This is a genomic window from uncultured Thiodictyon sp., assembly GCA_903837595.1.
Lineage (GTDB): Bacteria > Pseudomonadota > Gammaproteobacteria > Chromatiales > Chromatiaceae > Thiodictyon.
The window spans coordinates 1-6,635 of sequence record CAILVI010000003.1 but is presented as its reverse complement, the minus strand read 5'-3'; the positions used below and the strand labels follow the sequence as shown (position 1 = coordinate 6,635).

Sequence of the window (6,635 nt, the reverse complement as noted above, 5' to 3'; positions counted from 1 at the left end):
GGGCTGACGGGCGCAATCCCGTCAGCCCGACCCGATCAAAGTACAAACGACTAATAGCCCAGGTAGGGCGGAACGCCGCAGGCGGTTCCGCCTTTTGGCTGCGGGGTTCCTCGATGGTGCTGCCGCGTTGCGCCATGATGGCTGGATCCGTTATGGCGGGTCGCTGTGCGGTCATCGGCGGAACCGCCTGCGGCGTTCCGCCCTACGGTCACTGACTGGCCTTATTCGACCTTTCCACGGTTGGTCGCTGCCGGCCTCTACCCGCCGGATTGGGGCCTTGCCGACCTGGATGATCTACCGGCTGGGGCGGTTCCCCCATGATGTCGCAATGATCGCTGGCGGTTTCATGGCGGATCGCCCTGCGGGCATCCGCTCTACAAACGACGAATAACAACGAGCTTGAGGATCTGGGAGATGAAGGCAAGCCTGCTGACGACGGCCGGATGCATGCTGATGGCCCTGTTGACGCCCGGCACCGCGCGCGCCGCGGAGCAAGTCATCACCCCGGTTCCGCTCCAACGTGCCGCGGCCCCGAACCAGTCGGTCTCCTTCATAGTGGGCTATGACACCGCCAACCCCTGTTCGGACCAACTCACCGGCCTTGGCCTGCGCATCCATTGGGACTCCAGCCGCCTTGCATTCACGAGCCTCAGCGGCGTGCTGCCGACGGCCTTGGTCGCCCAGGGGCCGGTGGAGAACGACACCGCCAACGCGGATGCCGACGCCCTCACCGACAAGTTCGTCCAGGTGGCCTGGGCCGACGTCGACGCCGCCTGGCCCGGCGGTGGATGCACCACAGCCAACCTCGTCACAGTCAATTTCAGTACCTTGACTGGGTACACCGGCGCGACGCCGATCCGCTTTAGCGCCAGTTCGACCGCCGCCGGATACGATTTCAGTTCAGTCCCCGCCGTGGTCACGTTGGCAACCTACCCCATCACGGCCAGAGCCAACCCGGTGGCCGGCGGGACGGTGAGCTGCGCGCCTGGCTCGGTGTACTACGACGGCACCAGCAACTGCACCGCTACGGCCAACGCCGGCTATACCTTCCTGGGGTGGGGCGGCGACTGCACCGGTGCCAGTTGCACACTGGAGCACGTCACTGCGGCCAAGAGGGTGACGGCCAACTTCGGTTTCAACCAGGCAGGGCTTGCGGAAGACTATGTCTTCACCAGCTTCGACTTGCCTGACCAGACATACTCATTCATGGGTATCAACGATCATGGACAGGTGACTGGAACGTACAGTGCACAGGGCCGAACTTATTCTTTTTTGTTCAGTAATGGCGTCTACACCACGCTCCCCGATCCTGATGTGCCTGGAACCACTAATGTATGGGCCACGGGTATCAACGACAGCGGGGATGTGGTGGGTTACTTTACCAGCGATTTGGGAACCCAAGGCTTCAGATATCACAACGGTATTACTAGCGTTTTTAGCGATGCCATATACAATTTTGCCTGGTCTAGGGTCACTGGTATTAACGACGGCGGGCAGCTGGTCGGGTGGTTTTTGGACTGGATGGACGCGAACACCGGCACCGAGCAGGGCTTCATCGAAAGCGGTGGTGTCATCACCATTATGCCCGCTCCTTCGCCGACATTGATCTATAATCATCCCACCGGGATTAACAATAAAGGTGAGGTGGTAGGGTCATATGAGGCCGACTTCGGCAGTTCTTATTTTGGCTACCTCTGGAGCAGTGACAGAGGCTACAATACGACATTATTCCCCACCATGAGTGATGGAGTGGGTATTGAAACTGCGACACCCATTGCTATCAATGACAGTGGCCAGGTGTTGCTTTATTATCGCGACGGTTGCTGGACTTTTGTTTATAGAGATGGTCAGCTAACGCCTATTCAACACCCTGATGCCTATTCTGCCGCCAAAAACTGTTCTCATGGAATCAACGATCAGGGGCAGGTCGTAGGGGATTACTTTGATGGCACAACCGTCCGTGGCTTCATTGCTACCCCTAAGCCTAAGACCACTGTCGCGTTGTCTGCCTCCAGCAACACCCCGCAGTATGGCGACAGCGTCACCCTGACCGCGACGGTCGCGCCGGCTGGCACTGGGCCGATGCCCACTGGCGCGATCACTTTCAGGGATGGCGCCGCGGACATCGGTGCCGCTCCCCTGGTAAGCGGCAGCGCGACCCTCAGCACGTCTTTCTGGGGCATGGGGGGACATGCATTTACCGCTTTCTATAGTGGCGGCGCGGCTAATGCCAGCGGTATCAGCCCCGAACTGGCCATCACCGTCGTCAAGGCCAATCAATCCGCTCTGCTGCTCCTGGCGACCCCGGCGATCATCACCAGCGGGGGTAGCAGCACGCTCGACACGACCGGTGGCAATGGTGACGGTGAGGTCAGTTACACCATCGTCGGTGCGACCGGTGCCAACTGCTCAATCAGTGGGGCGATACTTACCGCCACCGGTATTGGGAGTTGCATGATGACCGCGACCAAGGCCGGGGATGCCAACTATAATGCCTCGACTTCTGCGGCCGTCACAGTGACTGTCGTTGCGCCACAGTTTATGCTGAGCGTTTCAAAGCAGGGCGATGGTACCGTCATCAGCGACCCGGCCGGGATCGACTGCGGCAGTGTTTGCCGCTTCAGTTACGACTCGGGCGTAACCGTTAGCCTCACTACCAGTGCCGCGGACGGGTCCACATTTGCCGGCTGGACCCCGGTCAGTTGCAGCGGCGTTGTCGCTTTGACCGCCGATACCATCTGCACCGCCACCTTCAGCCGCAACAGCTACGCCATCATCGCTACCGCCAACCCGGCGATCGGCGGGACGGCGACCTGCACCCCCAGCCCGGTAGACTATGACGGCACCAGCACCTGCACCGCCACGGCCAACGCCGGCTACACCATCGCGGCATGGAGCGGCGACTGCACCGGAGCCGGCACCAGTTGCACCCTGACCAATGTCACCGCGGCCAAAAGCGTGACGGCCAACTTCGGCTTCACCATCGTCACCAGCGTCACACCGGCCGGCACCGGCACGGTGAGTTGCACGCCCAACCCGGTCGCGCCCGGCGGTGCCAGCACCTGCAACGCCCCGGCCGCGGTCAACCCCGGTTATGTCTTCGCTGGTTGGCGCGGGGATTGCGCGGGCCAGGCCGGAACGACCTGCACCTTGAGCAACATCATCGCAGCCAAGGCCGTCGCGGCGACTTATGTCCCGATGGCGGTGGTGCTGCCCAGCCGTGGCGGTTGGCGGGCAGCCCTGGGGCAATGAGCCGGGGGACTAGGAGATCAGCCCGAATGGCATTAAATTTGACTGCGACCGCCTCGAAATCAGGGGGTGGCAGTTGCGCTCTGTGCCCAGAACGCGCCGCTATCAGCGCGGCTGCTGGACGTTCTGGCATCAGGGCCTAAAGTTGGGCCGGGAGGGCCAACAGCAGGAGCGCCTATGCATTGCCCCGAGTCTGCTGGACCCGATCGCCGATGACCAGTTGCTGGCGCCGAAGACCGGTCTGAGCGCGTCGGGTTGGTCCTGCGCAAGGGATTGAGTGGCCCCGGCTGCCAAGCGGCCGGACGCCGGCCCCATCGCGCCCCGCTCTTTCCAACGCATTCTCCATCGCTCCAGCCCCCGTTCTCGTTCCAACGCTCCAGCCTTGGAATACTGTCTTGGCCGCGGAAGCTTCTCGAGTCCATGCGCGATGCCGTAGAGGTGGGTTTGAACTCGTTCCGACGGTGTCCGCTTCCCATTAGAGGTAAGCTAACAATATAGGCCGTAGCTCGCTGTAATAGAGCCCAGGCGAGGCCGGTGTGAGGAAGCAGTGTTTGAACCGTAAGACTTGGCGGCTCACCTTAGGCTTTGGCTTGGGTGAAGTCGTTTTTCCAGGTGTTTAACTACACCGCAGCAGTTCTTGTATTTGTCGATTTTCCAAGGTCGAGCGATTTGCCTATTCTAAGAGCGTAACCTTATCGCCGGCCAACGCCGGCGCCCACCGTTCCCGAACGCCTGATGTCAGACGGCGACAGGGTGATGCTTCAGGGCCGGGGTGCGGGCCAGTTCATGTTTGCTCACTGAGAAAAAGAGTTATAATAATACCTTTTTTCGGCCTTTGCCTTGGGCGGTGGTCGCGGCTGCTGGTTTTGCTCATGGAGAATCGATTATGTCACCTAAATTCTTGCGTGAATGCCGCACGTTGAGCAAACGACTGATGTTGACGCTTGGGATCTTGGTCTGCGCCCATCCTGCAATCTCGAACCCGATCCAAGTCGACTTGTCTGGTGTGGTCAACACGACCGCTGTGCCAGCCCAACCAGTGATCCCGGCTGGGGCACCGGTGCTGGACTCTGCGACCGCCGCAGTGCTGACCTCTTTGACAAGCAACGCGAAGCTGCTGAATCCAACTGCGGTATTGGCTGGCCTTCAGCGGGGCCAACCCGACACCGCGGTGATTGTGACGCTTGGGCCGACCACGGCCGCCAACGCCTTGGCCGCGCAATCTCAGCTCTCCCCGCGGATGCGGAAGCGCTTGAATGGCCATGGGGCACCGACTTATTATGATTTACAGAATCCCGACCTCAGGAATGGTCTGCGCGCGACGGTCACGGCGCGGGTTGATCAGGTCATCGCGCAACTCGCCGTTCCCGGGCTGACCGTTACCCACCGCTTTTCCTATCAGTTCGGCTTTGCCGCCCGGGTCACTCCCGCGGCGCTGGCCCTGCTTGCCGCTCATCCCGCCGTCATTCGGATCGAGCAGGACGCTGAACTGACGGCACACCTCAAACAAGGCATCCCGCTGATGGGTGCCAGCTTGCCCAGATCGACTTACAACGGCAGCGGCGTCAGCATCGCGATCTGCGATAGCGGCATTGACACCTCGCACCCGATGCTCGGCGGTAACGGCACCCGAGGTACTACCCCATTCAATGCCAAAGTCATCGGCGGCTATGATGTCGTCCCCCCTGGGAATCCCGACCCCCGACCGGACAGCGTGTACGGCAATTCGCACGGTACCGCGGTTGCAGGAATCGCCGCCGGTAACCTCGGCACGGCGGGCGACTACATTGGTGGTGTCGCGCCAGCCGCCAAGCTTTACGCGATAAAAATCGCATACGGCACGAGCCTCTCTACCGACACCGCAGCGATGATTGCCGGCTGGGAATGGGCGATCCAGCACCAAAACGATGATCCGGCCAACCCCATTCTCGTCATCAATACCAGTTTCGGTGGCCTGCGTTATTCCACCACCTCCGACTGCGAGAGTTTCCAGCCGGCGATGACGGCCGCCGCCGCCAATGCCGTGGCCGCCGGTATTACCATCTTCGCCTCCTCGGGCAACGACGGCTACTGCGACAGTATGGCCTGGCCGGCCTGTATTTCCTATGTCAACTCGGTCGGCGCGGTCTACGACGCTGACATTGCCCCTGGTAATCGGATGGGGTGGTGTGTCGCCGCGACGTCCTGCGCCAGCCAGCAAGTGTACTTCAAGTGCGATCCAGGTTATTATACCGCTATTGAGGTTACCGCGGCGGACAAGGTTACGGTGTACTCGAATACGGCGTCATTCTTGACGCTGTTGGCACCTTCGCACAATGCTTATACTACGGATATCGTGGGTAGCGGCGGTTCAAGCAGCGGCGATTACGATCCGACGTTCGGCGGTACCTCCGCGGCCTCTCCCTATGCGGCCGGCGCCGCGGCCGTGCTGCAAAGCGCGGCCAAGGACAAGACCGGTGCCTTTCTCACCCCCGACCAGGTTCGGCAGTACCTGACAGCGAATGGCGACGCCATTACCGACACTAAGGTTGCAATGACCACACCGCGGATTAATCTGGCCCGCGCGGTGGACGCATTACCGCCAGCGGCCCCGTCCAATCTCAGCACAACGGTGGCCTCCCCCTCGCAGATCGATCTGAGTTGGACTGATAACAGCACCGACGAGACCGGCTTCAGGATCGAGCGCAAGACCGGCGTGGCCGGACCCTGGGCGGAGATCACCGCGACCGCCGCCAACGCCACCAGCTACCCCGACGCCGGGTTAACGCCCGCCACCGCCTATTACTATCGGGTCAGTGCCTACCACGCGACCGGGACCTCCGGTTACACCAACGAGTCCACCGTCACCACACCGGCTACCACCTATACCCTGACGGTGACTCAGAGCGGCACCGGCAACGGCACCATCGGCGGCGGCGGGACCTTTCCTTACCAGACCTTGGTCACCCCCATCGCCAGTGCAGCGTCCGATTCCGGTTTCGGCGGCTGGGCGCCAGGCAGTTGCGCGACCGCCTTCGCGCTGATCGCCGACACCACCTGCACGGCTACCTTCACCCTCAAGAACTACGCCATTACCACCTCCGCCAGCCCGGCCGGCGGTGGGACGGCCAACTGTACGCCTAACCCGGCGGACTTTGACGGCACCAGCACCTGCCGCGCCACGCCCACCGCCGGCTATACCTTCAGCGCCTGGAGCGGCGACTGCATCGGCGCCAGCTGTGTGTTGAGCAACGTGACTGCGGCCAAGGCGGTCACCGCGACCTTCACGCGCAACAGCTACGCCATCGCCGCCACTGCCAGCCCGGCGGCCGGGGGGACGGCCAGTTGCACGCCCAACCCGGCCGACTACGACGGCACCAGCACCTGCAGCGCCACGCCCACCGCCG

3 protein-coding genes are annotated in these 6,635 nt (G+C 62.0%); 2 read left to right on the top strand and 1 reads right to left on the bottom strand.

What is annotated here, in order from left to right; translation table 11 throughout:
- Nucleotides 1-374 precede the first annotated feature (374 nt).
- Nucleotides 375-554, bottom strand: coding sequence for a hypothetical protein (locus QZY44_RS00175; RefSeq protein ID WP_295440562.1), 180 nt, complete (start codon nt 552-554; stop codon nt 375-377).
- A 103-nt stretch (nt 555-657) separates the two neighbouring features.
- On the opposite strand from QZY44_RS00175, the gene QZY44_RS00170 reads away from it, so the two are divergent.
- Together QZY44_RS00170 and QZY44_RS00165 are read left to right on the top strand one after the other, a co-directional pair.
- On the top strand, nt 658-3,252 hold the full coding sequence (locus tag QZY44_RS00170) for an Ig-like domain repeat protein (protein WP_295440560.1): 2,595 nt from the start codon (nt 658-660) through the stop codon (nt 3,250-3,252).
- 1,168 nt (nt 3,253-4,420) lie between these two features.
- A partial coding sequence (locus QZY44_RS00165; protein WP_295440558.1) for a S8 family serine peptidase occupies nt 4,421-6,635 on the top strand: 2,215 nt, incomplete at its 3' end.